At 41.5% G+C, this 2553-nt stretch carries 3 protein-coding genes and 2 pseudogenes; 3 read left to right on the top strand and 2 right to left on the bottom strand.

From position 1 onward, the window contains the following. Together ACKTR2_RS10110 and ACKTR2_RS10105 are read left to right on the top strand one after the other, a co-directional pair. Positions 1-525, top strand: a pseudogene (locus tag ACKTR2_RS10110) (replication initiator protein A); the annotation flags it as partial. Positions 526-631: 106 nt separating this feature from the next. Continuing rightward, positions 632-838 (top strand): hypothetical protein, encoded by a 207-nt coding sequence (locus ACKTR2_RS10105; protein ID WP_065868909.1) that lies wholly within the window; start codon positions 632-634, stop codon positions 836-838. 125 nt (positions 839-963) lie between these two features. Here ACKTR2_RS10105 and ACKTR2_RS10100 read toward each other — a convergent pair. Continuing rightward, a protein-coding gene (locus ACKTR2_RS10100; protein WP_086989537.1) for an IS5-like element ISLpl3 family transposase occupies positions 964-1739 on the bottom strand; the annotation gives its coding sequence in 2 pieces (ribosomal slippage) (positions 964-1415 and positions 1415-1739; 777 coding nt in all). A 57-nt stretch (positions 1740-1796) separates the two neighbouring features. On the opposite strand from ACKTR2_RS10100, the pseudogene ACKTR2_RS10095 reads away from it, so the two are divergent. Next, positions 1797-2189, top strand: a pseudogene (locus ACKTR2_RS10095) (hypothetical protein); the annotation flags it as partial. Here the strand turns inward: ACKTR2_RS10095 and ACKTR2_RS10090 are convergent. Continuing rightward, entirely contained in the window at positions 2179-2457 is a 279-nt protein-coding gene (locus ACKTR2_RS10090) for a hypothetical protein (protein ID WP_003680647.1), read from the bottom strand. The pseudogene ACKTR2_RS10095 and the gene ACKTR2_RS10090 sit on opposite strands and share 11 nt — an antisense overlap. Positions 2458-2553 lie beyond the last annotated feature (96 nt).

Raw genomic sequence — 2553 nt, 5'->3', positions numbered from 1 at the left:
GAACCTAGAAGCTTAGATACTAATAGATACAATATAGATACTCAAAAGTTGGACTTTTCCACAGCCCATTTTTCGCCAGCAGAAATTCAAAAGCAAAACCAGGATTTGGTGAACCATGCTAATGACTTCTTAACTGATGAAGACAGTGGCTTACCGGTTTTCTTAGAACCCGAAGCCGTGCAATTACTAAGTTTCTGGTGCCGCACTCCGCAACAAATGCGGCGCTTCATTGGCATTATCTTAAATGCTAAGTACCGAGTTGAAAAAGATCATCAAGATATTGGGGTTCTAATCCCGCTTGACGACGAAGAACTAAAACCTTTGATGACTAAAGCCTTAAGACGCTACTTTAACGCCCTGAGAAGCAATGAGAAGCATATCAAGAACGTGGAAAACTACTTGTACGGCACCATGCAAAACCTATTCGGCGTTTGGTGGAATAAACAAGCGGCTAGAGAATATGCGGCCAAACACCCCGAAGAAGAAAAGTCGGCCGACAACGATAACAGTGGGTTGTACTACTAGTCCTAAAAGACTACAAAATCCTTTCTAAGCGGTTTTAAGACTTACTAGTCTATTTATACTTAAGTTAGATTTAAATGGCTTAAACAGAAGAATAGGGGGCTTTTAAATGAGTGTCAGAGCTAACCAGGCTAACCAGCTCAAAAGTTCAGCCTTTAGGATTGATAAAGATTTGGCCGATGATACCGAAGCAGTTTTAAGCGAAGAAGAAAGAGCTAATTTACGCTTTTTAAAGGCGACCGAAGGGACACCAGTCACCGAGTTCAAAGACGCTAAAGAGGTCGCTGATTGGCTCAACGATCCAGATGAGGACTAATGACTTAGTCAGCCTATACGTTAGTTTTGTAGAAACTAACGGTGGCAAGTCTCGACCAGTTTTAATTCGTCGGGTATCAGAACAGACGGTCGAGGCTTTTAAAATTACTAGGGTCCGTCTGAAAACTACTTAAGTAAGATGCAAATTGAGGCAATGTAGACCGTAGCCAGATAAACATGAGCGAGCTTATCATAACGCGTTGCAATCCTACGAAAGTTCTTCAACTGATTGAAGAAGTTCTCAATCAAATGGCGCTCACAATAAACGTGGTAATCACAGGTCCACTTGTCTTTGGTATTTTCCTTTGGCGGAATGGTATAGACGCCTGCTTTATCTTCAATATACTGGCGAAGTTTCGCGGTGCCATAGGCTTTATCCGCGATAATATTTGATTGAGAAATATCGAAGCCTTCCAGCAACTCACTGGCAACTTGGCTATCATGTACTTGACCACCTGTTAGGCGAAAACCCAAGGGATTCCCTAATCCGTCAACGAGTGCGTGAATCTTGGTCGTTCGGCCACCTCGACTTAGTCCAATAGCTTGATTTTCGACCATACATTCGGCGTTTTTTTTGCCCCAGTGGCCTTTTGATGCGCTCGAACGATCGTTGAATCTAAGCTCAAGTTTTCCATGTCGGGATCGTCAATCAATTCGAGAAAAACCTGTTCGAACAAGCCTGAACTTACCCAGGCTCGGAAGCGACTATACACCGTTTTCCAAGAGCCATAGCGTTCAGGTAGATCACGCCAAGGAGCCCCGCTGCGCATGAGCCAGAGGATAGCGTTGAGGGCGGTACGGTTGTCTAGGCTTGATGGACGGCCAGTCCGGTATGGCGGGAAGTATCCTTTGATTCGGTCCCACTGAGCATCTTCCAGTTCGTATCGTTTAGGTGTTGTCATCGGAATGCCTCGATTCGTTTTTCCTCAGATTATACCTGAATTTTTAGTTTTCAGACAGTCCCTAGTCAGTATGAAAAGAAGTCTCCTTATATCAAGCAACAATATTATCCGATTCAAGATTGGCAATCCGCTGGGTTGAAGAAACCTTCCTGGGTCGATCTCGGTAATATTTATCGCTTTCCCAAAGCCGGGCTAAAGTTTAAAGAAATCGGTCATTTAAGTAAGCTAGATCAAAATAAAATTTTAGATTTTACGCTTGACCTAAAATCAAAAAGAAGAGGTAAGGGTCAAAAGATAATTCAACAGCGATCAAGTAAAAGGAAGCACAAAGAAAGTAAAGCAGAGCTTACACAAAGAATTCAAAAACAGTTAAAAGACTTTGCTAAACACAATCCAGAAGTTAAGCCAAAAAACAATCCTGAAAATAAAAACGATCGGCCTAGTTATTAGGTTGATCGTTTTTTAATTTATCCGGTTTATGGGCGTTGACATAGTCAGCGAATGTTTTTAAAAGTTCTTCGGTTTGTTCGACCGAGAGGTTATTAGCTTGAAAGTACTTTTCTAATAAAGCCCCTTTTTGAATTAATCGGCGAGAACGGGCTTTTCGTGCTTGTCGATTTTCATAATACTTAGATTGGCGTAACTTAAAATCTTCCCGCTCAATTTTTTGTTTTAAACGCGCTTGTTGTTCAATTAGTTTTTCATATTGGTTAGGCATGGAATTCCCCATCTCCTATGACTAATGATCTACGGACTTTTCCTTTAAAAACTCGGATACTTTTTTGGATAAGGACTTGATATTGTCATTAGATAA

It is taken from the genome of Furfurilactobacillus curtus (genome assembly GCF_045862785.1).
Lineage (GTDB): Bacteria > Bacillota > Bacilli > Lactobacillales > Lactobacillaceae > Furfurilactobacillus > Furfurilactobacillus curtus.
Note: the sequence above shows the minus strand (reverse complement) of the source record. Positions and strands in the feature narration are given on the sequence as shown.

What these genes read in the sequence shown, in the direction of transcription:
- ACKTR2_RS10105 (WP_065868909.1), top strand. Translation starts at nt 632, where the DNA reads ATGAGTGTCAGAGCTAACCAGGCTAACCAGCTCAAAAGTTCAGCCTTT.
- ACKTR2_RS10090 (WP_003680647.1), bottom strand. Translation starts at nt 2,457, where the DNA reads ATGCCTAACCAATATGAAAAACTAATTGAACAACAAGCGCGTTTAAAA.